The sequence below is a fragment of the Paraburkholderia saeva genome, assembly GCF_907164555.1.
GTDB classification, from domain to species: domain Bacteria; phylum Pseudomonadota; class Gammaproteobacteria; order Burkholderiales; family Burkholderiaceae; genus Paraburkholderia; species Paraburkholderia saeva.
Window position 1 is genome coordinate 457783 of sequence record NZ_CAJQZC010000003.1, and the last position, 26692, is coordinate 484474.

At 62.8% G+C, this 26692-nt stretch carries 20 protein-coding genes and 1 pseudogene; 12 read left to right on the forward strand and 9 right to left on the reverse strand.

All coding sequences use genetic code 11. From position 1 onward, the window contains the following. Positions 1-274 precede the first annotated feature (274 nt). The gene (locus tag LPA36_RS10240) at positions 275-967 is read right to left on the reverse strand and encodes an NnrU family protein (protein WP_228876077.1); all 693 of its coding nucleotides are present in this window, start codon (positions 965-967) and stop codon (positions 275-277) included. 336 nt (positions 968-1303) lie between these two features. On the opposite strand from LPA36_RS10240, the gene LPA36_RS10245 reads away from it, so the two are divergent. Further along, entirely contained in the window at positions 1304-2395 is a 1092-nt protein-coding gene (locus tag LPA36_RS10245; protein WP_228876078.1) for an acyltransferase family protein, read from the forward strand. 162 nt (positions 2396-2557) lie between these two features. Here LPA36_RS10245 and LPA36_RS10250 read toward each other — a convergent pair whose 3' ends face one another. Then, positions 2558-3703: a porin gene (locus LPA36_RS10250; RefSeq protein ID WP_228876079.1), complete on the reverse strand. Its 1146-nt coding sequence runs from the start codon at positions 3701-3703 to the stop codon at positions 2558-2560. Positions 3704-3997: 294 nt separating this feature from the next. Between LPA36_RS10250 and LPA36_RS10255 the strand changes: the two genes are divergently transcribed. Next, the gene (locus LPA36_RS10255; protein ID WP_228876081.1) at positions 3998-4810 is read left to right on the forward strand and encodes a MetQ/NlpA family ABC transporter substrate-binding protein; all 813 of its coding nucleotides are present in this window, start codon (positions 3998-4000) and stop codon (positions 4808-4810) included. Between the two features lie 113 nt (positions 4811-4923). Here LPA36_RS10255 and LPA36_RS10260 read toward each other — a convergent pair whose 3' ends face one another. Then, positions 4924-6045: a succinylglutamate desuccinylase/aspartoacylase family protein gene (locus LPA36_RS10260; protein ID WP_228876082.1), complete on the reverse strand. Its 1122-nt coding sequence runs from the start codon at positions 6043-6045 to the stop codon at positions 4924-4926. A gap of 349 nt (positions 6046-6394) precedes the next feature. Next, positions 6395-7177, reverse strand: coding sequence for an ABC transporter substrate-binding protein (locus LPA36_RS10265; protein ID WP_228876083.1), 783 nt, complete (start codon positions 7175-7177; stop codon positions 6395-6397). A gap of 527 nt (positions 7178-7704) precedes the next feature. On the opposite strand from LPA36_RS10265, the gene phnN reads away from it, so the two are divergent. Then, complete coding sequence (phnN, locus tag LPA36_RS10270) at positions 7705-8259, forward strand: phosphonate metabolism protein/1,5-bisphosphokinase (PRPP-forming) PhnN (protein ID WP_228876084.1); 555 nt, start codon at positions 7705-7707, stop codon at positions 8257-8259. A 55-nt stretch (positions 8260-8314) separates the two neighbouring features. Here the strand turns inward: phnN and LPA36_RS10275 are convergent, their stop codons facing one another. Then, the gene (locus LPA36_RS10275; protein WP_228876085.1) at positions 8315-9793 is read right to left on the reverse strand and encodes an HD domain-containing phosphohydrolase; all 1479 of its coding nucleotides are present in this window, start codon (positions 9791-9793) and stop codon (positions 8315-8317) included. A gap of 154 nt (positions 9794-9947) precedes the next feature. Between LPA36_RS10275 and LPA36_RS10280 the strand changes: the two genes are divergently transcribed. Both LPA36_RS10280 and LPA36_RS10285 read left to right on the forward strand, forming a co-directional pair. Continuing rightward, positions 9948-10727, forward strand: a complete 780-nt coding sequence (locus tag LPA36_RS10280; RefSeq protein WP_228876086.1) for an alpha/beta fold hydrolase — start codon at positions 9948-9950, stop codon at positions 10725-10727. A gap of 253 nt (positions 10728-10980) precedes the next feature. Next, complete coding sequence (locus tag LPA36_RS10285; protein ID WP_228876087.1) at positions 10981-12168, forward strand: M20 aminoacylase family protein; 1188 nt, start codon at positions 10981-10983, stop codon at positions 12166-12168. A 35-nt stretch (positions 12169-12203) separates the two neighbouring features. Here LPA36_RS10285 and LPA36_RS10290 read toward each other — a convergent pair whose 3' ends face one another. Continuing rightward, the gene (locus LPA36_RS10290) at positions 12204-13037 is read right to left on the reverse strand and encodes an IclR family transcriptional regulator (protein WP_228876089.1); all 834 of its coding nucleotides are present in this window, start codon (positions 13035-13037) and stop codon (positions 12204-12206) included. Between the two features lie 495 nt (positions 13038-13532). Here LPA36_RS10290 and pcaF point away from each other — a divergent pair, with 495 nt between their 5' ends. Continuing rightward, entirely contained in the window at positions 13533-14735 is a 1203-nt protein-coding gene (gene pcaF / locus LPA36_RS10295; RefSeq protein WP_228876091.1) for a 3-oxoadipyl-CoA thiolase, read from the forward strand. A 237-nt stretch (positions 14736-14972) separates the two neighbouring features. After that, positions 14973-15542 (forward strand): hypothetical protein, encoded by a 570-nt coding sequence (locus LPA36_RS10300; protein WP_228876092.1) that lies wholly within the window; start codon positions 14973-14975, stop codon positions 15540-15542. An 80-nt stretch (positions 15543-15622) separates the two neighbouring features. Here LPA36_RS10300 and LPA36_RS10305 read toward each other — a convergent pair whose 3' ends face one another. Further along, positions 15623-17554 carry a sigma-54-dependent Fis family transcriptional regulator gene (locus tag LPA36_RS10305; protein WP_228876094.1) on the reverse strand — a complete coding sequence of 644 codons (1932 nt, stop codon included), beginning with the start codon at positions 17552-17554 and terminating at the stop codon, positions 15623-15625. Between the two features lie 405 nt (positions 17555-17959). Between LPA36_RS10305 and LPA36_RS10310 the strand changes: the two genes are divergently transcribed. The 5 genes and pseudogenes from LPA36_RS10310 to lipA form a co-directional block, all read left to right on the forward strand. Continuing rightward, entirely contained in the window at positions 17960-19015 is a 1056-nt protein-coding gene (locus tag LPA36_RS10310) for an ATP-NAD kinase family protein (protein ID WP_228876095.1), read from the forward strand. 80 nt (positions 19016-19095) lie between these two features. Next, complete coding sequence (locus LPA36_RS10315; RefSeq protein ID WP_228876096.1) at positions 19096-20079, forward strand: thiamine pyrophosphate-dependent dehydrogenase E1 component subunit alpha; 984 nt, start codon at positions 19096-19098, stop codon at positions 20077-20079. Positions 20080-20350: 271 nt separating this feature from the next. Then, positions 20351-21355, forward strand: a complete 1005-nt coding sequence (locus tag LPA36_RS10320; protein WP_228876098.1) for an alpha-ketoacid dehydrogenase subunit beta — start codon at positions 20351-20353, stop codon at positions 21353-21355. 3 nt (positions 21356-21358) lie between these two features. Beyond that, positions 21359-22471: an acetoin dehydrogenase dihydrolipoyllysine-residue acetyltransferase subunit gene (locus tag LPA36_RS10325; protein ID WP_228876099.1), complete on the forward strand. Its 1113-nt coding sequence runs from the start codon at positions 21359-21361 to the stop codon at positions 22469-22471. A gap of 2 nt (positions 22472-22473) precedes the next feature. After that, positions 22474-23433, forward strand: a pseudogene (gene lipA / locus LPA36_RS10330) (lipoyl synthase); the annotation flags it as partial. A gap of 348 nt (positions 23434-23781) precedes the next feature. Here lipA and LPA36_RS10335 read toward each other — a convergent pair. Both LPA36_RS10335 and LPA36_RS10340 read right to left on the reverse strand, forming a co-directional pair. After that, complete coding sequence (locus LPA36_RS10335; protein WP_228876103.1) at positions 23782-24930, reverse strand: porin; 1149 nt, start codon at positions 24928-24930, stop codon at positions 23782-23784. Between the two features lie 55 nt (positions 24931-24985). After that, complete coding sequence (locus tag LPA36_RS10340) at positions 24986-26458, reverse strand: histidine-type phosphatase (protein ID WP_228876104.1); 1473 nt, start codon at positions 26456-26458, stop codon at positions 24986-24988. Positions 26459-26692: the final 234 nt, after the last annotated feature.

Genomic DNA, 26692 nt, shown 5'->3' on the forward strand with positions numbered 1-26692 from the left:
ATTGTCTGCTTGAGCGAGATGAGTCACCCGCTGGGACTCGCCGGTCTCTGGCGATGTTCGCGATCAGTTTGATGCCCTCAAGTATGGGCTTTTCGCTGGAAAGTTGCCATGATCACCGCGCTGTCCTGAACGTGATCTGGAGGCAGACGGGAGGTGTGTCGATTCGTCATGTTCTCTTCAGAATTGAAAGCATCGATGTGACAGATCGGGGTCGCGCAAAGCGCTGGGAAGCGCAGGGACAATCAAGAATACGACGTAACAGCCCGCACCGTGGCTACAGCCAGCGCCAGATGCCCGCGGCCCAACCGGCGATGGGCATATGCGCCCATGTCGCTCCGAGCCAGACGACGAGACCGCCCAGCAGCGCGTGCATTCCGAACCCGCCCAGCCGCGCCCGGCCAGCGACGATTGCCGCGAACGGCACGTAGCTCGTTTTCGACTCCCAGGCGGGCCAGAAATCGGGCTGGAGCCGCTCCTTCTTACGGTCCTGCAGTGCGGCCCCGACGAGCGCGAGAACGACGATAGCCGCTGAAACCACGATGTTTTTGGCCACCGGGAACACGGCGATGTGGCACAGCCCCCAAAGTGCGAACGCCCACATCATCGGGTGGCGCGTTACCGCATACACGCCGCGCGCCGATTCCGGCAATGAGCTCGCCCGCCCGCCGGCAGGCAGCGCCGGATTGCGGATCAGCGAGCCCATCAGGAGGATCGACGCGATCAGCATGACCCCCGTGGCAAGCGCCCAGAGCCCGTTTCCTGTCGCCCAGAGAGGCAACGTCAGGGGCGCCTGCCGGTAGGCCAGGATCAGCCAGCCGAACGTCAGGAGCGCAATCAGCGAATAGACGCCCTGGAATCCCGCTTCGCCAGTTGCGCGAACCAGACGGCTGCGCAGCGGATGGGACAGGAGAAAGTGACTGCCCACGAAGGCGACTGCCGCAGTCGCAACCGCGCTGGTGCTTCCCATTGCTCTCGCTCCTCAATTCATGGCGCCGGCTGTCAGTATTTGCGTCAGGACGCCTTCATCTGGGCATTTCGCCGCGGTTCAAGCCGCCATAACGGGGCGGGCATGCTCCGCAGTTCCGTATTCAGTACTGGAGATTACTCCCCCGAGTGTCCGGAATGCCAGCATGGCCATTCCACCATGCGCTGCTTTCTATTCCTGATGTTCGCGATGTGAAATGCCTTCGCTCTGCGTGTCGCGTGCATGTGACAAACCAGCGGCATTTATCGTTCAGGCTTACCCGCAAAAATATGGTCTGCTAGCATGAGGCGACATATCTGACCACAGTCGAGGGGTCATATGAAGCTAGCTCACGCAGCGCTCGGACGTAAGGACGAGAACAACTTCAACCTCCTGCGGATCATCGCCGCACTGGCGGTTCTCTTCAGCCACAGCTTCGCGCTCGTCACCGGCGACACCGAAGCGGAACCGCTCGTCAAGGCGATTGGCATGACGCCGGGCACGATGGCGGTCGACGTATTTTTCGTCACCAGCGGCTTTCTCGTCACCAAGAGCCTGCTCACGCGCAAGAACGTATTCGAATTCCTGTGGGCACGCTGCCTGAGAATCTATCCGGCGCTTTTCGTCATGCTTGTGCTGCTTGTCCTCGGTGTGGGTGTGACATTTACGACGCTGCCTGCCGCCGTGTTTCTCGCGGACCATCAGACGTGGCACTTTGTTGCGAAAACAGCGATTCTCGTGTCCGGTTCGGTGTTCGACCTGCCAGGCGTGTTCACCACGAATCCGTATCCGAATACAGTGAACGGCTCGCTGTGGACGATGATGTACGAGATCCGGATGTATCTCGTACTCGCGATGTTGTGGGTTGGGGCGATCGTCGCGTTCAGCGCGCGCAGCAAGTTTTTTCGGGCGTCTGTGCTGGCCGTCGCCGCGCTCTCGCTGCTGTACTGGTTTCACACGATCATCGCGCACCACGTCGGGCAAAAGAGCCATCTGCCGTGGGTGTTTTTCGCGGGTGCGAGCTTCTATGTCATGAAAGACCGGGTCAGCCTGTCTGGCAAGACCTGTCTGCTGATCGCGGCTGTCGTTGCCGTGCTGGGTTTTGCCCAGACCGGCTATGTCTTCACGATTGCGTACATGATCGTCGTTCCGTATCTGGTGCTGACAGCGGCTTACTATCCGTCGGGCGCGCTCTTTCGCTATAACCGTCTCGGCGACTATTCATACGGCGTTTATATCTACGCGTTCCCGATCCAGCAATCGATTGTCGCGCTGTTTCCCGGCATTTCCATTGCGGGAATGATCGTTTCGTCCACGCTCGTGACCCTCGTGTTCGCGGTGCTGTCGTGGCATCTCATCGAGAAGCGCGCGTTGCGGCTAAAGGATCATCTGGTCGGCGCAACGATGCGTGTATTGCGCCAGGCTTCGTAGCGTTAGCGTCGCGTCCACCGGACGCTTTGCCCGAATCCGCTTGCGAGCGAAACGCCAGACACAAAAATGCCGTTCAGCTGAACACTGAACGGCATTTTCTCCTGCTTCCGGCGGTCTCTTTAAACCTGAAGAGGCCCCGCCGGTGTCTTCACGCTACGACGATCAGAACTTGTGACGCAGACCCACGCGAGCAGCCAGCTGCGTGCTCGCGCCCGCCACGTTGAAGTAGCTCGTCGCCGAACCGATCTGTGCCTGCACGTCGCCCGTGCCCGCGTTGTGACCCTGTGCCGCCTGGTAGATGCCGAGCACGTACACGTCGGTGCGCTTGCTGAGCGCGTAGTCGACGCTGGCGTCGATCTGGTTCCAGTGGCCCGTGTTCGCATCCGACAGGTGCATGTACGTGTAGCCGAGGCCACCCGTCAACGCCGGCGTTACAGCGTACTTCACGCCTGCTTCATACGCGGCGTAGGTCGTCGATCCGCCCGTGAGCGGTTCGAGACGCGTGTTCGTGTACAACGCCCACAGCGTAGCCGGACCGAAGACATAGCGGCCGCCTGCGCCAACCGTGCGCAGATCCTTGACCGTGCCCGGGTTGACGTTCGCGATGTTCGTCGTGAAAGCCGGCGTCGACTGGTTCGGGAAACGGATGTCCGTGTAAGCAGCGCCAAGCGAGAACGGGCCGTTCGCATAGTTCGCGCCGAAGCTGTATGCGCGCGACGAACCTGCCGTCGTGCCGACAGCCGGTGCACCTGCGAACGACGTCGAGTTCGAGAAGCCGTACAACGCGCCGAACGTCAAGCCAGCGAAGTTCGCGCTGCTGAACTTGACCGCGTTGTTGATACGGCTCGACGTCAGCTGGTCGATATCGTTGATGTGGTAAGCGTAGTTACCGGCAACCGTGTTGCCGCCCGTCGAGTAGTTCGCACCGACGTAGTCCGTGCTGAACGTGTACTGACGACCCAACGTGAACGAACCGATGTTGTCCTTCGTCAGGCCGACGAACGCCTGGCGGCCGAACATCGCGCCGCCCTGGCCTGCCGTACCGTTACCGCTGTTAAAACCGTTTTCGAGCACGAAGATTGCCTTCAGGCCGCCACCGAGGTCTTCGGTGCCGCGCATGCCCCAACGGCTGCCCTGTGCTACGCCGTCGTCGTACTTGACGAGGTCGTCGTGTGTGTTGCCATTCTTCACGTGGTTCGCGTAGCTGATACCTGCGTCGATAACCCCGTACAGCGTAACGCTGCTTTGTGCGTGTGCCGCGCCTGCGAACGTGGCGAGAAGAGCGGTGGCCAGTACTTTCTTGTTCAAGACATTTCTCCAGGTAGAAAAGAATGCGATCGACATGCCACGCTCTGCGGCCGGTCATGCGATGGCCCGAAATGTAAGTGATTGCCGGGAACTGAATATGACAGGTCAGTTATTTTTGAGAATGTGTCGCATGCGCGCGACAACGGCCGCTTCTCGCTGACGGATTAGAGCAGGGGAGGTCCGCATATGCTCTGCGTGGGCGGCTGAATATGCGTATGAAAATTTGTTGGTTATCGCCGCGATCGCGCCGTGTGACGATGCGCATCCAACATTCATGAATCAAACGGGGAACGTATGCAGCGCAGAACACTCATCAAGACGCTCGCCGCACTGGCGGCAGCCGGCGCCACGCTCGCGACCACCCTTGCCCATGCTGACGACAAGGTCATCAAGGTCGGCACGATGAGCGGTCCCGATGCGCAGATCTGGTCGGTTGTGACAAAGGTCGCAGCGCGCGAGGGTCTTACGCTCAAGGTGATCGAGTTCAACGATTACGTGCAGCCGAACGCCGCACTCGACGCGGGTGACCTCGACGCGAACGGTTTTCAGCATCAGCCGTTTCTGGACAGCCAGATCAGACAGCGCGGCTATCACATCGTCAACGTCGGCCTGACCTACACGTCGCCGATGGGCTTCTATTCGAAGAAGTACAAGTCGCTGAAGGACCTGCCCGAGGGCGCGAAGGTCGGCATCCAGAACGATCCGTCGAACGGCAACCGCGCGCTGCTGCTCCTGCAGAAGTACGGCGTGATCAAACTGAAACCGGGCGCCGGCGCGAACGGCGTCAACGCAACGCCGCTCGATGTCGCGGAAAATCCGAAGAAGATCAGGCTCGTGGAACTCGATGCCGCGCAACTGCCGCGTGCGCTCGACGATCTCGACGCCGCGTCGATCAACACCGACTACGCGGTGAAGGCTGGCCTGCAACCGACGAAAGACGCGATCGGCATCGAAGACCTGAAAGGGCCGTACGCAAACCTGATCGCCGTGCGCGAGCAGGACCGCAACAAGCCGTGGGTGAAGAAGCTCGTGGCCGCGTATGAATCGGACGACGTGCGCCACTTCCTCGATACACAGTTCAAGGGCTCGATTGTGCCGGCGTTCTAGGTTATCCCGGCGCGTACCCGCCGCTGCGCGCCGCGGGCTCAAACGAAAATCGCCCGCGTCAGCGGGCGATTGTCATTGATTGAGCGGTGAAGAAGTCGCAGGCGCAGTGGGCGTCATGCGGACAGCAGCGAGCCCGTGCGATACGCCTTCGCGCCTGCCACACGCGCCACTTCGAGGCCGGCGGTGGCGAAACGCGCGGAATGCCGCGCGTACAGCACACCGGCCACCGCGTTCTTCAGTGTTGCGACCTGGCCTGTCAGCGGATCGACGATATCGGCGATCTCGGTGCCTGCATCGAGCCATGTGCCCACCTGGGCGGCCGGCCGGTACACGACGACACCCGTGATCGGCGCGACGATCGGTTCATTGCCGGCGAGCGGCGTCGCGGCGAATTCGAGCGGCGGCATTTCGGCGGCCGTGCCTTCGATTACGCCACGATGCGTCAGATATTCGACGATGCCCTGCGCGTCGCGCTCCGCGAGTTCGTACGACACATCGCGTTGACCGCGCAGTTCGATCGTGACCGACACCGAGCCGTTTGGAATCGGGAAGCGTTCGCCATAGCGGCTGCGCAGATCCGACCAGATGAAGCTGTGAATTTCATCGAACGGATTGCCCATCGAATCGAGCGCAAGGAGCGACGCCTTCGAGTCCAGATAGCGCGCGAGCGGCTCGACTTCCGGCCAGATGTCCGGGTTCGTGTAGATGTGCATCGCGGCTTCCCAGTCGCAATGCAGGTCCAGCACGACGTCGGCATCGTACGAGAGTTTTTGCAGCGCGAGACGCTGCGATTCCAGTTCATTCTTCGGCCGCTGGGCGTCGAGGCCTTCGCGCATCGCGCGGCGGATGGCCTGACGGTTTTCGTCGATGTCGCGCGTGAGACGCGCTTCGATCACAGGCTGCACGAGCGCGGCCAGATCGTAGAAATTGCGGTTGAAGTTCTGGCCGCTGTTCGATTCGAAGCGTCCGGCCAGATGGCTGTACACGTGCTGGTTCAGGCCGATCGGATTGGCGACCGGCACGAGCACGACTTCGCCGCGCACCTTGCCGGCCGCTTCGAGCGCGGCAAGCTTCTGGCGCAGCACGTGCGAAACCAGCATGCCGGGCAGCTCGTCGGCGTGCAGCGAAGACTGGATATAGATTTTCTGTCCACCGCCGGCGCCGTAGTGATAACTCGTCAGGTTGCGCGCGGTGCCGAGCGTCGGGGAAATCAGCGGATGGGTCTGGGTTTGCATGGTTCTTCAGACGCCGCGCTCAGAAAGCAGGCGGCGTTTTCGGTTGGTTGCAGAGAATGAAAGCGTCGAAAAAGCGAGCCGAAACGGGCGGCAAACAGCGGGTTCGGACGTTCTGAAACGGGAAACAGGCCGTGCCGCTTCGTTTCCGGACCGTTCCCGATCGGCTGCGGATCGTTCGATCTTAGCCGATTCTGGCGTGGCAGCGTGGTTTCTCCGTCGGACGCGGCCAGTGCCGGCCGGCAGGGGAGCACAGCCGGCGCCAAAAGCAAAACGGGCTCTGCGCGTTCGCAGAGCCCGTTTCGTCAAACGTCGAACCCTCGCGGCGCGCCCGAAGACGCGCCGTCGTGGATCAGCTGCCGTACACGTCGAAGTCGAAGTACTTCTTTTCGAGCTTCTTGTAGGTGCCGTCCTTGATGATCTCAGCGATCGCCTTGTCGACCTTCGCCTTCAGATCCGTGTCTTCCTTGCGCATGCCGATGCCTGCACCGTTGCCGAGGATCTTCGGATCGTCCAGATCCTTGCCCACGAACTCGAAGCCAGCGCCGCGCGGCGTCTTCAGGAAGCCGATGTCAGCCTGCACTGCATCTTGCAGCGCTGCGTCCAGACGACCCGACAGCAGGTCGGCATAGACCTGGTCCTGGTTCTGGTACGGCGTGACCTTCGCGCCCTTGGCTTCCCAGTACGTCTTCGCGTAGGTTTCCTGGATCGTGCCTTGCTCCACGCCTACGTTCTTGCCCTTCAGCGATTCAGCCGTCGGCATGATGCCCGAACCCTTCTTCGCGATCAGGCGCGTCGGCGTGTTGAACAGCTTCGACGAGAAGGCGATCTGTTCGGCGCGTTGCGGCGTCATCGACATCGACGACAGCACGCCGTCGAACTTCTTGGCCTTCAGGGCCGGGATCATGCCGTCGAAATCGTTTTCAACCCACACGCACTTGGCCTTCAGGCGCGCGCAGATTTCGTTGCCGAGGTCGATGTCGAAGCCGACGAGTTTGCCGTCCGGACCCTTGGATTCGAACGGGGCGTAGCTGGCGTCGACGCCGAAGCGGATCGTGGACCAGTCTTTAGCGTGTGCGGTAATCGAGACGGTGGCAAGCAGGGCAACCGTCAAAGTCGCCAGCAGTTTTTTCACTTATTTACTCCTCGGAGTGGTTCAAATTGCCCCGCATCGGTTGTGCCGCCGCGGGGCACTATCCGGCGCGAGTCGCGACCGGACATGGTTATCGTCTGCCAGCCTCAGCCAGCAGCGCGGGCCAAGCTTACCAAGAAAAAAAATCCGTGTAGCTAGTGAAACACCGGATAGCAAACGGGCATGCGCTTCCTGCGGGAATGTGCGTGCGCAGCAAAGGCTTTTTGAAGGCATGAATGAAAGTAGATCGTCAGGTTGACGCCAGCGGCCGGGTCAGGCCGGTATGCCGCGCTGGAACAGGCGCACTGTGCGCCAGGCGGTGCAATGCGGCCTGCAACCGGCGGAATGTTTCCCCGCGACGCCGCGCGCAGGGGCTTTTATTGTTGCTGCAGGCGCTCCGGGTGTGATTTTTGAATGCCGCCTCTATTGCGGGAGCCTGATGGTGCGCGCGTTAGAATGCATCGAGGAAGGCGGCGATTTTGGGCCTGAACGGTAGCGTCAGGCGTTTTACCCGGTTCGATGGAGACGCGATGAGCGGCCAGCTGATTTACGTGATGGGGCCATCCGGTGCGGGCAAGGACTCGCTGCTCAGCTTTGCGCGCGAGAAAATCCCTGGCGAGCCGGTTGTGTTCGCGCACCGGTACATCACGCGTGCGGCCGGCGAAGGTGAGAACCACATTGCGTTGACGCGCGAGGAATTCGAGGCGCGCTCGGCGCTCGGTCTCTTCGCGCTCGAATGGTCGAGCCACGCGCTGCGTTACGGCATCGGCATCGAACTCGATGCGTGGCTCGCGCGCGGCTGCACGGTGGTCGTGAACGGTTCGCGGGCGCATCTGACGAGGGCGCTCGTGCGCTATCCGCGCGCGGTCGTCGTGCATGTGGACGCGGCGCCCCATATTCTCGAAGCGCGGCTGGGGGCGCGGGCGCGTGAAACGCCGGAGCAGGTTGCCGCGCGGCTCGCGCGACGGGCCCGCTTCACGTTGCCGGAAGGCGTCTCGCTGACCGTGATCGACAACTCCGGCGCGCTCGAGGACGCGGGGCACGCGTTTGTCGAAGTCGTGCGCCGGGCGGCGACGCAGGAATAGCGCCGGCGGCACAAGAATGCGCGCTGTAAGGCCGCGTGGCCTGACACGGCGCGTGCTACAGAAATCCCATTGCCGAGGCCTTCAACGTGGCTGCCGCGCGCGTCGAGCATTCGAGCTTGCGGAACACGCTTTCGACGTGCGTGCGCACCGTGCTCGGACTCAACTCCAGTTCTCGCGCCGCTTCCTTGTTGCTTGCACCACGACTGATCGAGCGCAGCACGTCGATTTCGCGCGCCGACAGACGCACGGCCTGTGGCCGGTAACGCAGCCCCTGTTGCGGCGTGGTGCCGGAAACGAGTAGCGCCTCGACGATGTCCGCGTCGAAGCGGCCCTCGCGGGCGTCGGTGCGCAGCGCCCCGGCGGCTTCGGTATCCGTCAGCGCGCAGCGCCACGGGCGCGCCGAGCGCAGCGCCACCCACGCCACCGATGCCGCGAGAATGCGCGCTTCCAGCGTCAGCGCCTGGGCGCCCACGCTGCGAAAGTAGCCGGAGCCGTCGAGCCGTTCATACGCGTACGAAGCGAGTTCCGCGGCCTGCGCGAGCGCGCCCGTCTGCCTGCCCGCACGCGCGGTCCAGTACGGCACGAGACGCACTTTTTCCCACGCGGACGCTGAGAGCCGCGTGCCGGTGTTCCACACCGCGTTCGGCACGGCGGCGCGTCCTATGCCGTGAATCAGACCCGCGTGATAGACGCGTTCCCGCGTCTGCGGCCCGGTCGCGAGCCGTTCGCAGCATGCGCTGGCCGTCGCGGCCACGGCGCGCGAATAACCCGTCATCCACGGCAGTTTCAGGTCGATGACGTCGGCGATCAGTTCGGCGGACGTGGCTTCGCGCATCGACGACGTCAGCAGCGCTTCGTCAATGCTCGCTGCCTCCATTGCGTCGAGCGCGGCCAGCCACTCCGCCGCGTGGCCGACGGCAAGCGAAGCGAGCCGTGTGGGATAGCGCGCCTCGGCGCGTTGCGCGATCAGCGCAAGCGCACGGTCGAGCCCGTAGATGCGGCCGAAGATTTCCAGGTCGCCCGCAAGCGCGACGACGAATACGGCAAGTGGTACCGAGCCGCCTGCCATGCGATCGGGCAGACCGGTGCCGTCCCATGCCTCGAAAATGTGGCGCAGCGCCGTTTCCGTTCCGCTCGCGAGTCCCATCATGCGCGCGACTTCGCCGGACACCTCACAGTGAATCTTCGCGAAAGGCGTCATCGCCGCGCTCGCGCCGCCGAATGCATCGAGCGCGCTGTCCCAGTCGGGACGCAGCGCGAGCATTGCTTCGCGGCCCGCGATGTCGTCGCCGAGCGCGTCGGCGACTTCCGGCGCGTTCGCGGTGCAGCCGGACCAGCGAAGCAGTGACGCTTCGCGCACGGTGTCGCAACTGGCGGCGTCGAAGCCGGCCGCCTGCGCGAGCTGCGCGCCGAGCCACGCCGTGCGCAGCGAGTGATCGGTAGGTTGCCCCATGCTGAGGTCGCCGATGAAGGCGAGCGCCTTGACGGCGTCGAATACGCGAATCGCCGATCCACTGTCCTGCTGGGTCTGCATGCCTTGCTACGCCTCCCGAAGCGGTGATCCTGACGGTGCTCACTATATACGCGCGAGACAATTCCAGCCGGCGGGTCGGTCATTCGACCGATACCGCGAAGGTGCCCGCCTTGAGATAGTCCGTCTCAATCCAACCGAGGCGAGGAAGCCCATCATGAATACGCTGCTGAAAAAAATCCTGACGTCCGCGCTGCTGCTTGGCAGCCTGTTTTCGCTGCAAGCCGCGCATGCCGCACCCGTACAGGATCTGAAAGGCAAGAACGTCGTGCTCGTGCACGGGGCATTTGCCGACGGATCGAGCTGGGACAAGGTCATTCCGCTGCTCGAAGCGCGCGGTCTCCACGTGGTCGCGGTGCAGAATCCGCTCAGTTCGCTCAGCGACGACGTCGCCGCGACGCGCCGCGTGATAGAGCAGCAGGACGGCCCGGTGGTGCTGGTCGGCCACTCGTGGGGCGGCGTCGTGGTCACGCAGGCAGGCAATGAGGACAAGGTGAAGTCGCTCGTCTATGTGGCGGCATTCGCGCCCGACAGCGGCCAGTCGATCAACGACATCGTGAAGGGCAAGCCGGCGCCGGCATGGGCGAGTGCATTGCAGAAGGATTCGGCGGGCTTCCTGACCCTGTCGACCGACGCCGTGATCCATCAGTTCGCACAGGACCTGCCGCCGGCTCAGGCGCGCCTGATCGCCTCGACGCAGGGCCCGTGGTTTGCCGGCTGTACCGATGACAAGGTGACCACGGCCGCATGGCACACGAAGCCGTCGACGTTCGTGGTGGCCGGAATGGATCACATGATCGATCCGCGTCTGCAGGAAGCGATGGCGAGCCAGATGGGCGCAACCGTCACGCGCGTCAACGCGAGCCACGTCGCGATGGTCAGCCAGCCGAAAGCGGTGGCCGACGCCATCATCGCCGCGGCGAGCAAGGTGCAGTAAGCGGTGTCGACGGGCACGGCGCAGTCCGCGCCGTGCCCGTCATGCAGCCGGATACGCCCACGCGAAGCATATGCTTCGCGTGGGCGTGCGCGCTTGCAGGCCCGCCCGCCCGGCGATTCCTGCTCGCCGGAGCGGGCTGCTACAGCAGGACAGGCAGAAATTGCCACCGCATCGAAGCGGATTCGCGTCGATATAATGTTCGCCATTCGCCGCGACACGCGGCGCGACCTGCCTGAGATTACTGGAGTCATTGATGAACGTAGCGCGGCGTTTTGCCGAAATTGACGACCTCGTTCCCGCCGCCGACAGTCTGCGCGAGATTCGCCACCACATTCACCACCATCCCGAACTGGCGTACGAAGAAGTCGCCACCGCGGCGCTTGTCGCGGAAAAGCTCGAGGCGTGGGGCTGGCAGGTGACGCGCGGCGTCGGCACAACGGGCGTCGTCGGTACGATGAAACTGGGCGAAGGCACGCGCAGCATCGGGATTCGCGCCGACATGGACGCGCTGCCGATCGTCGAGCAGACGGGCCTGCCTTACGCGAGCGGCACACACGGCAAGATGCACGCATGCGGTCACGACGGCCATACGACGATGCTGCTCGGCGCCGCGCAGCATCTCGCCGCGACGCGCCGCTTTTCCGGCACCGTGCATCTGTACTTCCAGCCGGCCGAAGAAACCGGTATCGACAGCGGCGCGCAAAAGATGATCGACGACGGTCTCTTCGAGCGCTTTCCGTGCGATGCCGTGTTCGGTCTGCACAATCATCCGGGCGCCGAGCCGGGCAAGCTGCTGTTCCGCAAGGGCGCGTTCATGGCGGCCGGCGACAAGGCCATCATCAACATCGAAGGAACCGGCGGCCACGCGGCGCGACCGCATCTGGCGGTCGATCCGATTGTGATTGCGGCGAGCATCGTGATGGCGCTGCAGACGATCGTCGCGCGCAACGTCGATCCGTCGCAACCGGCGGTGGTGACGGTGGGCTCGATGCACTCGGGCATCGCGAACAACGTGATTCCCGCAACGGCAAAGCTCGAACTGAGCGTGCGCTCGTTCAGCCCGGCAGTGCGCGCCTTGCTGAAGCAGCGCATCACGGAACTCGCGGAAGGCCAGGCGGCGAGCTACGGCGGCAAGGCGAGCGTCGAATATATCGAGGGCTATCCGGTCGTCGTCAACTCGGACGCGGAAACGGAATTCGCGATCGAAGTGGCGCGCGAGCTGGTCGGTGACGACAAGGTCGTCGCGCACACCGACCTGCTGATGGGCAGCGAAGATTTCGCGTTCATGCTGCAGAAGCGTCCCGGCACGTTCCTGCGCATCGGCAACGGTGTCGGCGAAGACGGATGCATGGTCCACAACCCCCACTACGACTTCAACGACTTCAACCTGCCGGTGGGCGCCGCGTTCTGGACGCGGCTTGTGGAGCGCTTTCTCGAGTAGCGGCCGACGTTCGCAGCCGGTGACGCGGCCAGATGCTAGCCGCGTCGCGCGACCATGTCGGAGACGGTCTGTGCCGCGTGCTGCAGCGGTTCGAGAAACGCCTTCACCATCTGTTTTGCTGAATTGCGCTGTGCGTTGCCGCTGATGTTCATCGCGGCGATCACGCGACCCTGGCGGTTGCGGATGGGCGCCGACAGCGATATCAAACCCCCTTCCAGTTCCTGATCGACAATCGCCCACCCCTGGCGGCGTACCTGTGCGATCAGCTTTTTCAACTCGTCCTTGTCGGTCACCGTGCGCGGCGTGTGTGCGTAGAGTTGCGTCGCGCCGAGCGTCGCGTCGAGCGTTTCGTCGTCGAGTGCGGAGAGCAGCACGCGTCCCATCGATGTGCAATAAGCCGGCAGGCGGCTACCGATCGACAGGTTGATCGTCATGATCTTGTGCGTCGGCACACGCAGCACATAGACGATTTCCGTGCGATCGAGCACGGCCGCCGAGCAGCTCTCGTGCACTTTCCCCGACAGTTCTTCCATCACGGGTTCAGCGAGATTCCAGAACGGCATCGAAGTCAGATAGGCGAAGCCGAGATCGAGGATCTTCGGCGTCAGCCGGAACAGCCGGCCTTCGGCTTCGACGTAACCGAGCGTCTGCAGCGTGAGCAGAATGCGGCGCGCGCCGGCGCGTGTGAGCCCGGCTGCGGCGGCGACGTCGGTGAGCGTCTGCTCGGGGCGTTCTGCGTTGAACGCACGGATCACAGCGAGGCCGCGCGCAAACGACTGCACGTACGAATCGCCCGGTTTGTCGGGGGCTTCCGGTGTTTCAGCGAGGTGCGCGGACAGCGACGGGGACGCGGGAAGAGCTTTGCTCATGTGCCTGAAGGGAAAGCGATGGCCGGCGGAGTGGCCTCGAAAGCCGAGACGATAGCGTATGGCCCGCATTTCGCCAACCTTGCCGGCGACGGACCACGACGTTTCCTATGATAGACGGACGAAAACCCCTCATGCAGCAGGCGGCGCGATACTGTGATGTGCGGAGCCAGAACGCGAAGGGTGTTACGGCACATTTTACGCTGCACGTATACCCGCCTTTGAACCCGACGCAGCTTGACACGGGTCGCCGACGCCCCCTACTATTGGGCCTAATTGTTCGCTATTCGACTTAGTGTTCGTGTAAAGAACAAATTTCGGATCGCAGTTCAACCTTTCCGGCCCCACGGCGAGCGGCGTGGGATGTCACCGTTGCAGTGCGGCGGGGCGTGGAATCTGTTCCGCTCATCGTGAACGATGCCCGGCTGGCGGGCGGATTTCGCGCCAGGCTGGCGGCCGCAAACACGAAGCGGCGCAGCTCACAACTGGAGACATCACATGACTGAAGCTTTCCTGTGCGATGCAATTCGTACGCCCATTGGCCGCTACGCGGGCGCGCTGTCGTCGGTTCGTGCTGACGATCTGGGCGCCGTGCCGCTCAAGGCGCTGATAGAGCGCAACAAGGATGTCGACTGGTCGGCCATCGACGATGTGATTTACGGCTGCGCCAATCAGGCGGGTGAAGACAACCGCAACGTGGCGCGCATGTCGCTGCTGCTCGCGGGGTTGTCGCTCGATGTGCCGGGCTCGACGGTCAACCGTCTGTGCGGCTCGGGTATGGATGCAGTCGGCATTGCGGCGCGCGCGATCAAGTCGGGCGAGGCCGCGTTGATGGTCGCGGGTGGCGTCGAAAGCATGAGTCGCGCGCCGTTCGTGATGAACAAGGCGGGTAGCGCGTTCTCGCGCGAGGCGGCGATCTACGACACGACGATCGGCTGGCGCTTCGTCAACAAGCTGATGAAGCAGCAATACGGTGTCGATTCCATGCCGGAAACCGGCGAAAACGTCGCGCAGGATTACGGCGTGAGCCGTGCCGACCAGGACGCGTTCGCCGTGCGCAGCCAGCAGAAGGCCGCGCGCGCACAGCGCGACGGCACGCTCGCACAGGAAATCGTATCGGTATCGGTTGCACAGAAGAAGGGCGACCCCACCATCGTCTCGCAGGACGAACACCCGCGCGAAACCAGCCTCGAAACGCTGGCAAAACTGAAGGGCGTCGTGCGCCCCGACGGCACCGTGACGGCGGGCAACGCTTCAGGCGTGAACGACGGCGCTGCGGCACTGCTGCTCGCGAACGAGGAATCCGCGAAACGCTTTGGCCTCGTGCCTCGCGCACGCGTGCTCGGCATGGCGACCGCAGGCGTCGCACCGCGGGTGATGGGCATTGGTCCGGCGCCTGCCACGCAGAAACTGCTCGCGCGCCTCGGCATGACGATCGACCAGTTCGATGTGATCGAACTGAACGAAGCGTTCGCGTCGCAAGGCCTCGCGGTGCTGCGCACGCTGGGTGTCGCCGACGACGATGCACGCGTGAATCCGAACGGCGGTGCGATTGCATTGGGCCATCCGCTCGGCATGAGCGGCGCGCGTCTCGTCACGACCGCGATGTATCAGTTGCAACGCACGAAGGGTCGCTATGCACTGTGCACGATGTGTATCGGTGTCGGGCAGGGCATTGCCATTGCGATCGAGCGCGTTTGACGCCTGCTGCTTCAGCGCGCCTCAAGCGTTTGGACTGGCACCCGCGAGGGTGCCTTTTTGTTTGTGACGCGCGTCCCTCCCCCATGAGGAATCGGCCTGTACAATCGCTTTCGTCGGCTGGTGTCGACTGTTTCAACCCGCAGCATGATTCATTCGATTGTGTCTTTTTTCGCGGATTACACGCGTCTTTCAGCTGGTTTGAACTCGCTGGAACAGTCTTTAAAAGGAGAACGTTCGATGAAGGTAGCGACCCTTGGAACAGCCTTGTTGCTTTCGCTGGCTGTCACGCAACCCGTGTGGGCGCAGGATTCGCTGGCAAGTTCGGCACAGGGTGTGATCGACGCGGTGCCCGCGGTTCACATGAAAGGACAGATCATCGGCATCGAGCCTGATTCGCGAATGCTGACGATAAAAGGCACGGGCGGCAATGTAGTCGCCGTCGTCGTGAGTGAACAGATCGAGGGTTTCGACAAGCTCAGGATCGGCGACACCGTCGACGTTCTCTACAAGAACGCATTGCTTGTTACCGCGGACAAGGTCACCGGATCGGATGCAGGATTGCGCAAACGTGTGGATACGGAGAGCTATCAGCCGGCGTCGGGCGGCTTCCAGTCGATGCGGAAGATCGAAGTGCTCGCGACCGTACAGAAGATCGACCGCAAGAAGCGTCTCGTCACGCTGCGCGGCCCCTACCAGACGCAGACCGTCGAGGCGCGCCCCGATATGGACCTGAGCGGCGTGAAAGTGGGCGATACCATACATGCGGTGTTCGTGTCCGCAGCGGCCGTCAAGGTCACGCCGATGTAAGCATCCTTTTCCACGCACGTCACGAAACGAAAGCCCGTTGCAGACCGCATCGGGCTTTTTTCATGTCGTGCAGCGTGACGTCAGCAGCGATGCGGTCCGACGATCTTCAGTTTTGCCATGCGCCGGTATAACGTCGCGCGCGACATGCCCAACGCCTGTGCCGCTGCGTTGGGTCGCCAGTGTTGTTGCGTGAGCGCTTCGAGAATGCGGGCGCGTTCATCGGGCGATGCCGTGCGTTGCGCTTCGCGCGCGTGAACGGGAGAAAGGAGCGCGGCAATATCAGGCGCGATGTGCCGTAGTTCGACCCGCGACGAATCGCACACCGCACACGCATAGCGCAGCACATTGCGCAGTTGCCGGATATTGCCGGGCCAGGGCAGTGTGCCCAGCTGTTCTGCAAGATGCGCGTCGAGCGTCAGCACGTGAGTGGCGCAACGGGCCTCTTCATCGAAGACCGCTTCGATTACATCGCGAATGTCCGCGCGCTCACGCAGCGGCGGCATCGTCAGCGTCGCGCCGCTCAGGCGGTAGAACAGGTCTTCCCGAAAGACGCCTTCGCTCACCATCTGCGAAGGGCTGCGGTGCGTCGCGCAGATCACGTCGATGTCCACGCGCACCGGCGCGTCGCCACCCAGCGGCACCACTTCGCCTTCGGCGAGCACGCGCAGCAGACGCGTTTGCAGGCTGAGCGGCATGTCGCCGATTTCGTCGAGGAACAGCGTGCCACCGCTCGCCATCGCGATCTTGCCGCGCGCGCCGCGGCTGCGCGCACCGGTAAAGGCACCGGGCGCATAACCGAACAGTTCGCTCTCGATCAGCGATTCGGGAATCGCCGCGCAGTTCACGGCGACGAACGGCCGCGCGCGGCGTTCACCCGCCTCATGAATCGCGCGCGCGAACACTTCCTTCCCAACGCCCGTCTCGCCGAGAATCAGGATTGGCAGACGCTTTCCAGCGATGCGCAGCGCTACCTGCGCGTTCTGCGCGATACGCGGGTCGGCGCTGTGCAGGAAGCGGCTCATCGCGCCGAGATGGCGCTCCGCGTGCGATTCGTGCGACGTGGGCGTTGTCGTTGCGGTGACGCGCGCCGGTCGCCGCATGGGTGCGCGGATGCGCGCGTAAAGCGTGGCGCCCGTCGCACGCAGGCGTAAGCCGACGATGGCGTCCGTGCGCGCAAGATCGTGCAGATGGACTTCGGATGTATCGAAGATATCGTCGATGTGGCGTGGCCCGTTCAAATCTGGAATGCACTCGCGCGCCTTGCGGTTCGCCGTCACGATGTTGCCGCACTCGTCGAACGCGATCAGCAGTTCGGGTTGCGCTTCGACGAAGTTGCGGCTTGCGTGGCCGAACAGGATCCAGTGCTGCGTCGTCTGGTTCAGGAAATAGCCGTCTTCGATCAGCCCGGCGCTTTGACGTACCAGCTGAAAGACGAGCCGCTGGCTTTCGCGGTTATCCGGCGATTGCACCGCCGATGCGTCGAGCACGCCGATCAGTTCGCCTGCCGGCGCGAAGATCGGCGCGGCGCTGCACGTCAGCGTCGTGAATGCGGCGCGGAAATGATCGGTCTTGTGCACCGTGATCGGCGCGAGATCCGTCAGCACATTCGCGACGCCGCAGGTGCCTTCCTCGCGTTCGGACCAGCACGAACCGATATACAGACCCGCATGCTTGAAATGACTGCGCCGGTCGCGATCGATACGGTAGTCGATCGTCACGCCGTGCGCGTCGGTCAGCATCACGCAATAGTCGACGACGCGAATCATGTCGTGCAACCGCGAAAGGCACTGTCCCGATGCGCGCAGAAACGCTTCTTCCTTTCCCTGGATCTCGCGCAGTTCCGATGAAGTCAACACACGCGGACCGATTGCCGAACCGGGATCGAGCTGCCAGGTTTCGAACGAGCGCTGCCAGGAAGAGACGAGGCGCGACGATCCGGCAGGTGGGGGCAAACGTCCTTCGATGGCGCCCCGCACGCGATCGACGTGCTGTGTTTGCGAGACGTAAGGCATGGTCGACTCCCGTCGAGCGATGCTGGAGGATTCCTGTCCGACCTTGTAGCACAACTCGAAAGCGCGATCACACTGCACTGCAGCATGAAAGACACGTGAGACGTTTGTCTCAGGCTGCGATGAGACGGTCTCGTTCCCCCGCAATCGCATGCCCGGTATGGTGCGCACGGATTCGTCCGTCGCACGGCGTGTTACGCGTGAAGCCGTTGCATCGATGGCGGGATGCAGCATGCGTTTCACCGGACGTGCTTTCAGCCAGGCGCTGAATCAGCCCTGGTCACGCAAAGCCCCTTGAATACAGGCGTTTCTGCGTATTCCGGAGTGCTGGATGTGTTTTGGCACATCCCTTGCAGTATCTCCGCTCACTTGAAGCGCACGTTGCGTTTCACACGAGGAGACAAGCACGTGTCTGTTCCCGTCACAGTGGGTGTCATTGCGAATCCTGCATCGGGCCGCGATATCCGGCGCCTCACGACGCACGCGTCTGTTTTCCCGACGGCAGAAAAAGCCAACATGATTGTGCGGCTGCTCGCGGGTCTCGGCGCGCTCGGCGTTGATCGCGTACTGACGCTGCGTGACAAGACCGGCGTTTCCGCGCTGCTGCTGCGCGCAATCGAAACACACAAGGCCGTCGCTTCGCATCAACGCTGGCCTGAAGTCGAATTTCTTGCGTTGCCGTTTTCCGACAGCGTCGCGGATACGCACGTCGGCGTCGCGCACATGGTGCGCGAAGGCGTCAGTCTGATCGCCGTGCTCGGCGGCGACGGTACGCATCGCGCGGCCGCCGCGCATTGCGGCGACGTGCCGTTGCTAACGCTTTCGACGGGCACCAACAACGCGTTTCCCGATCTGCGCGAAGCCACTGTCGCGGGCCTTGCCGGGGCGCTGGTGGCCTCGCGCGCGGTGCCGCCCGAGATCGCGCTGGTGCGCAACAAGCGCCTTGTCGTGCGTTGCGTCGAGGGCCCGAACCAGGGGCGCGAAGAAATCGCGCTCGTGGACGTCTGCGTGAGCCGCCAGCGATTTGTCGGCGCGCGGGCCGTTTCCGAGCCTTCGGATATCGAAACACTCTTTCTGACGTTTGCCGCGCCGGATGGCATCGGACTGTCGTCGATTGGCGGCGCGTTCGCGCCGGTCGATCGCGCGGCGTCGCACGGTTTGCATCTGACATTCGCGCGCCCGGGTGAAAGCGGTGTGCCGATCCTTGCGCCGATTGCGCCGGGTCGCATCGATCAGGTGACGATGCGCGCCTGCGAGCGGCTTGAAGCGGGCGCGTGGACGCCGCTTTACGCGGAACACGGCACGCTTGCGTTCGACGGCGAACGCGAGATCGAACTCGAACGCGGCGACCGCTATGAGGTCGCACTCGACTGGCGTGGACCGCTCACGGTCGATGTCGAGCGCGTGCTGCGTTACTCGGCATCGCGGCAACTCATGCGTGAGGTGGCGGCAGGAAGTACTTAGGAGTCGGCGCCGGACGAAACCGGTTGCATTCGTTCGGCGCTCATTGCAGCAGGCAGTGAAATCTATCAAGGAGACGAACCATGTCTGTTTCAGCACAGTTGGGCAAGGGCGAACTACTGGAGGCGTACCGGATGATGCGCACGATCCGCGAATTCGAGGAGCGTCTGCACGTCGAATTCGCGACGGGTGAAATCCCCGGTTTCGTGCACCTGTATGCCGGCGAAGAGGCGTCGGCGGTCGGCACGATGATGCATCTGAACGACGCGGATTATGTCGCGACGACGCACCGTGGCCACGGTCACTGCATTGCCAAAGGTGTCGACGTGCGCGGCATGATGGCCGAGATCTATGGCCGCAAGACCGGCGTGTGTCACGGCAAGGGCGGCTCGATGCATATCGCCGATCTGTCCAAAGGCATGCTGGGCGCAAACGGCATCGTCGGTGCGGGCGGCCCGCTCGTGTGCGGCGCGGCGCTCGCCGCGAAGCAGAAGAAAACCGGCGGTGTGGGCGTGTGCTTCTTTGGCGACGGCGCATCGAATCAGGGTGTGATCTTCGAATCGATGAATCTCGCTTCGGTGTGGCGGCTGCCGGTGATCTTCGTCGCGGAAAACAACGGCTACGCGGAAGCTACGTCGTCGACGTACTCGGTGGCGACCGACAACATCGCGGATCGCGCGAGCGGATTCGGCATGCCGGGCGTGATCGTCGACGGCTTCGACTTTTTCGCCGTGCACGAAGCGCTCGGCGAAGCGATCGAACGCGCGCGCGGTGGTGGCGGCCCGACGCTCGTCGAAGTCAAATTCTCCCGCTATTTCGGGCATTTCGAAGGCGATGCGCAAACCTACCGCGCGCCCGGCGAGGTGCAGAAGCTGCGTGACGAAAAGGACTGTCTCAAGCGGTTTGAAGAACGCGTGGTGCGCGCGGAAATGGTTTCGCACGACGATCTGCGCGGCGTCGATGCAAAGGTGAAGGCGTTGATCGACGCGGCCGTCAGCGAGGCCAAGGCCGCGCCGATGCCGACCGCGGAAGACCTGCTGACCGACGTCTACGTGTCGTATCCGTAACGCCGTCAGGCTGTGACGTAAACGCGAGACGAACCCGACAGACCAAGCAAGTGAATTGCATGGGACCAGAGTAAGCGCTTTGCATGGGACTGGAGTAGCGCGCTAAAGCGCGAACTCCAGCCGACAGCTAAAGCGCCAACTCTGGTCGACCGCAAGTGAATTGCATGGGACCAGAGTAAGCGCTAAAGCGCCAACTCTGGTCGACCGCAAGTGAATTGCATGGGACCAGAGTAAGCGCTAAAGCGCCAACTCTGGTCGACAGGAGACAGACATGGCACGGAAAATCACGTTTTCTCAGGCGATCAACGAAGCCCTGAGCCAGGAGATGGCGCGCGATGACAGCGTCATCGTAATGGGCGAAGACAACTCGGGCGGCGCGGGCGCACCCGGCGAACAGGACGCGTGGGGCGGTGTGCTCGGCGTCACGAAAGGGCTCTATCACAAGTATCCGGGGCGCGTGCTCGATACGCCGCTTTCGGAAGGCGGCTTTATCGGTGCGGCGGTCGGTGCGGCCGCCTGCGGGTTGCGACCGGTCGCGGAGCTGATGTTCATCGACTTCATGGGCGTGTGCTTCGACCAGATCTTCAATCAGGCCGCGAAATTCCGCTATATGTTCGGCGGCAAGGCAGTGACACCCGTTGTCATCCGCACGATGCAGGGCGCGGGCCTGCGCGCGGCGGCCCAGCATTCGCAGATGCTGACTTCCCTCTTCACACATATACCCGGCCTCAAGGTGGTGTGCCCGTCGACTCCATACGACGCAAAAGGCCTGCTGATCCAGGCCATCCGCGACAACGATCCAGTCATCTTCTGCGAACACAAACTGCTGTACACCCGCGAAGGCGATGTGCCGGAAGAGTCGTATGCGATTCCGTTCGGTGAGGCGAACGTCGTGCGCGAAGGCGATGACGCAACCATCGTCACGTACGGCCGCATGGTGCACTACGCGACCGAAGCTGCAGAAAAGCTCGCAAAAGAAGGCATCCAGGTCGATGTGATCGATCTGCGCACGACTTCGCCGCTCGACGAGGAAACCATTCTCGAAAGCGCCGGGCGCACAGGACGTGTTGTCGTCGTGGACGAAGCGAATCGCCGCTGTTCGATGGCAACGGATATATCCGCGCTGGTCGCCGGGCGTGCGTTCCACTCACTGAAGGCGCCGATCGAACTCGTCACCGCGCCGCACACGCCCGTGCCGTTTGCCGGTGTGCTGGAAGACCTGTACATCCCGTCGCCGGACCAGATCGCGGCCGCCGTGCGCAAGGTAAGGAGCTGAGCAATGCCGATTCACATGATCACGATGCCCAAGTGGGGCCTTTCGATGGAGCAGGGCCAGGTCAACGGCTGGCTGAAGTCGGTGGGCGACAAGGTCGCGAAAGGCGACGAAGTGCTCGACGTAGAAACCGACAAGATCTCCTCCGGCGTTGAGTGCGCCTTCATCGGCACGTTGCGGCGGCAGGTTGCGCAGGAAGGCGAAACGCTGCCGGTCGGCGCGCTGCTTGGCGTCGTGGCGGACGCGGAAACGCCTGACAGCGAAATAGATGCGGCCGTCGACGCGTTCCAGCGCGATTTCGTGCCACTGGCGGCTGTGGATGGCGACACCGGTCCGCAGCCGGAAAAAGCGCAGATTGGCGGCCGCACGATACGCTGGCTGAAACTCGGGGAAGGCGGCACGCCGGTGGTGCTGATTCACGGCTTTGGCGGCGATCTCAACAACTGGCTCTTCAATCACGCGGATCTCGCCGCGCATCGCACAGTGTGGGCGCTCGATCTGCCGGGGCACGGCGAATCCGCCAAAGCGGTCGAAACCGGCAGTGCCGATGAACTCGCCGACAGCGTGATCGCGTTTCTCGACGATCGCGGCATCGAACGGGCGCATCTCGTCGGGCATTCGATGGGCGCGCTCATCGCGATGACAGTGGCGGAGCGGGCGCCGCAACGCGTCGCTTCGCTCGCGCTGATTGCGGGCGCGGGCCTCGGCGACGACATCAACCGGGAGTACATCGAAGGCTTTACGGCCGGGACCAGCCGCAACACGCTGAAGCCGCATCTGACGAAACTCTTCGCCGATGGATCGCTGGTCACCCGTCAGCTCGTGGAAGACATCGTTCGCTACAAGCGGCTCGAAGGCGTGAGCGACGCATTGCAGAAGATCGCCGCGTCGGCGTTCGAGGGTGGTGTGCAGCGGCGTCAGTATCGCGACAGACTGGAAACGCTTGCGCCGCGCACACTGGTGATCTGGGGCACCGAAGACCAGATCGTTCCCGCGCGTCACGCCGAAGGGCTGCCGTCGAACGTGCGTGTTCATGTGATCGAGGGGAAGGGGCACATGGTGCAGATGGAAGCGGCGTCGGAAGTGAACCGTCTGCTCAACGAGTTCTTCGGGCAATGACGATGAGCACCGTGCCCGCGAACCAGAGCACGACCGCGCTCGGTCAGCACGGGTTGCGCAGCCGCGAGAAGCTGGCCCGCATTCCCGTGAAGATCGTGCCGGTTTCGACAGACGCTGGTGGCGTTCTGCCAAAGCCCCCATGGCTGCACGCCCGCCCGATGATGAGTGAAACCGTCGCGGAAATGGCGGCCATCCTGCGCGCACATCGTCTGCATTCGGTCTGTGAAGAGGCGATGTGCCCGAACATCGGCGAGTGTTTCGCGCAGCGCACAGCGACGTTCATGATCATGGGAGGGATCTGTACGCGTCGGTGTGCATTCTGCGACGTGGCGCACGGGCGGCCCGAGCCGCTCGATGTCGACGAACCCGGGCGGCTTGCGGATGTAGTCGCGGCGCTCGGCTTGCGCTATGTCGTGATCACGTCGGTGGATCGTGACGATCTGCGCGATGGTGGGGCTGAGCATTTCGTTCGCTGTATCGCGCTGATTCGCGAGCGCGTTCCCGGAATCCGCGTCGAAGTGCTGACACCGGATTTCCGGGGGCGCATCGATCGCGCGCTCACGGCGTTCGAAACGGCATGGCCCGACGTGTTCAATCACAACATCGAAACCGTGCCGTCGTTATATCGCGCCGCACGCGCGGGCGCGCATTACGAAGGATCGCTTGAACTGCTCGCACGCGTGAAACGCGCAAATCAATGCGTCGTCACGAAGTCGGGATTGATGATTGGTCTTGGCGAAACCGATCGTGAGCTGTTGCACACGATGCAGGATATGCGTGCACACGATGTCGATATTCTGACACTCGGGCAGTATCTGGCACCGTCGCGGTTTCACATGCCAGTGCGGCGTTATATGCCGCCAGATGCGTTCGAGGCGGTACGTGAGGAGGGATTGAAGCTGGGATTTCGCGAGGTCGTGGCAGGGCCACTGGTGCGTTCTTCGTATCACGCGGATCAGGTGGCGAAGCTCGAGCGACGACCGCAGCAGATTGCTGCAGCGATCGATCAGCGTGTGCCTGAGCCTGAAGCGACAACCGTGGACCACAAGACGCCGCTTGGGCAGATGGACGGGGACGTCCCTACGCTGCAACGGCTTTGAGGTACCACCTCCGACGAAAAAACCGGTTGCTCCGGCGAATCCCCTTAGGCCTTTACCGGCAACCGGTCAACGATGCGCCGGGTAGACGCGTCAGCCGGGTCGCTATCACGCACTGCGGCCGCCGTGAGAGGGCTCATGACTGCAGCGTGTTGCCGGGGTATTGTTCGACTCGTCATCCTGCGCGATTACCCCGGCGACGCGATAGCGTGGTCAGAACTTGTGTTTGATGCCCACGCCGACTGCCCACGGCGCGTATCCCGGTTGAACCGTATCGTTCGCAAAAACGCCGACGCCGACAATGCCGTTGGAATTGTTGTCGTAATAAACGGCGTTGGCGAATAGCGTAGTTCGCAGTGACAGGTGATAGGCATAGTTCAGCGAATAGCTTTGCGTCACGCGATCACCTTGCTGACTCACGTGCGCGGTGCCGATGTTGACGTCGGAATGGCCGAGCGGCACGCCCACGTTGACCTGCCATGACGAAGCGAACCAGTTGTCGTCGGTGCGGTGCGCATAAATGTAGTTAGCACCTATTTCGATGTCGTGCCACGCTTTGTACGAGGCGCTGACCAGCTCCGTTTTCCAGCTCGACGAGTTCGAAGTCTTGCTGTTGGCGTAATAACCGTAGTTGTTGAATGCGATGTTCAGATGGAGCGGTCCGATCGCATATCGCACGCGCGTGCCGAACTCCTGGCCGGCCCGCGACTGGAACCCCGATACGTTCGAGAAGCCATATCCGACGTCAGCGCTCAAACCGTGAAAATGGGGTGTTGAATAATAGATCGCATTCGACAGGTAATCCGTGTAGGTGGAGTATCCGAGTACGGTGTCGTATTGCAGTTTGATTGCCGCGAGACTCGAATCGCTGAAGTCGAGGTTGCGGTCGGAGTCGACGTAAGCCCAATAGTCCGGCTTGTGCATACGCCCCATTTCCATGCGTCCAAACTCGGGGTTGGACAAGCCGACATAAGAGCCCTTGCTCCACAGCACGCCGTTCGAAGGGCCCTTTCCGCTCAGCAGCTTGAAGCCGGTTTCAAGGAAGAAGAAGGCCGTCGTGCCGCCCCCCAGCGATTCAGTGCCTCGAAGTCCCCAGTACGACGTTCCGTTCCACATCTCGCGGTTCTTCACACCTGCATCCGAGTTCCCAAACATGAAGCCGGTTTCCACCTTGCCATAGAGCAGAATGGACGAGATGTCGGGCACGGTCTTGGACGTATTGTTGAAGCTTCCGGTGTCGGGGTCCTTCGAAGTCGTCGGCGCATGCGGATCGAATTCGCTTGCGGAATCCGCAGCGAGTGCCGTCTGAGCGAACAGGCTCGCGGCGCCTGCGAATAGCAGGCATCCTGTTGTCTTCTTCATGCTTGATATCTCCAGTTGTCGTTGTCGATTCTTCTTGTGTTGCTTCATCCGGCGGCTAGGGACGCCCGATGCAATCCGGCGCGAGGACCTGTTTGACCACGCGCGAAAAGTCCTGCAACCTGCATGCGTTCTGATGGGCAGGATCCTGACAGCCGGGCACCGGAAGTGAGACGTGCCGAGGCGGGACAGCGATGGACAGTGCCGTCTGATCGCGCAGTTGTTCGAGCGACTGGTAGACGAGCTCTACCGTCACGTAGTCTGTTGCGGAGGCGGGGTCGCGCCAGCGTGAGAAGACCAGTGCTCCGCCGGGCGGCGTGTTGTCAGGCTGATCGGGAAGCATCCAGTCGAGTTGCAGCATGCCTGCCAGATTGGCCAGATTCGTATCGTGAGCGCCGAGCACATAGACTCGATTGCCGGCGGGGGCATGGGTAGCAGCGTCGTTTTGCTCAAGCGCCGCTGTCACGTCGGCGAGCAGCGGCGTACCTTTGCGCTGGGCCAGATAAGGCGTTTTCGCCATCAGATCGAATTGCGCGTTGTGTGCCTGAAGCAGGCGATGCCAGTCGGCCGCGTCGCTAATTCGTCCCCAGGCCACCTGATCGGCGGGGAAGCCCTGTGCATGTTCGAGCAGGAACACTTCGGACACGGTGGAGGCGATACCGAGCGGTCCGTCAAGCCGCATGTGACGGCCGTCTGCATCGATTTCCACGCGGTTCTGCAGCGCCTCGAATCTGCACTGGCCGGGCTGCGCAGATGCCGGGCATAACGGGCTGGCCGTGAACTGAAGCACCTCGCTCATCCGGCCGAGCGTCGCGGCATATGTGCTGCTCAGGCCAGAGAGGCCACCGCTGCCCAATCTTGCATCGATAGCTTTGCGGGCCCGTTGCGGATCGAGTGGGCATACGCCTGATTCAGTCGAATGAAATAGCGGGTCGGCTTTGTCGAGCGACGCCTCGTGGGCCGCGCCGAGTCCACAGTCTGGCGCGATGCCCCGCAGAAGCACGTCGCCAGTGAGCCGCGTGCGCTGATCGACGTCCGCCCATCCGTAGACCTGGCCAGGCGCGGGGCAGGTACCGGTCGGGAGTACGTGCTGCTCGCGCAGCCACGCGCCGTAGTAACGGCCCATCTGTTCGACCAGTGCCGCGCCGCGTTCGGTCAGCTGGCCTGGCTGTACGGGCCACGTCGGCCAGCTTTGCGAAGAAAGCTGCGCGAGCGGCGGCCTGGTATGGGTTGGCGAGCGCACGCCATGGCGGCTCACAATCACCACGGATTCGAGTTGCCAGGGCTGGCCGCCCTGGGCATCGGCACCTGGCGCGCGGGCTGCCGTCAAAGGCGCGGTGCAGGCGGCCATACCCAGCGTGGCAGTGAGCGCGACAGCCACCCCGCAGCGATAAATAAATGCGCCGGCACGTCGTGTGACAGGGCGGGCGCAAAGGATTCGGGAAGCCGCCGCTGGATGTTCCGGTGGGATGCCGCTTTGTCCGTTGTCCGTCGGAAGTACGGGGTCGGTCGGCGCTGTCTGTTTTGACATGAAGATTCCTGGTCATGCCTTGGTGCACACGTGTGCACCAAGGGGCGGGCGAAATGGTTTAGAAGGTGGCGGTCACGCCGGGTATGAACATGGGTTGACGGCCGAGGCAGGAAGGGTTGCGGGTGCGTTGCGTTGACATGCGTGTCTCCTGTTTTTCTGATGATGGATCCGGTTGCTCGCCAGTCCGAGGCTGGCGGCAAGGACCGGGGCTTTTTCCAGGCGTCAAATTGCACA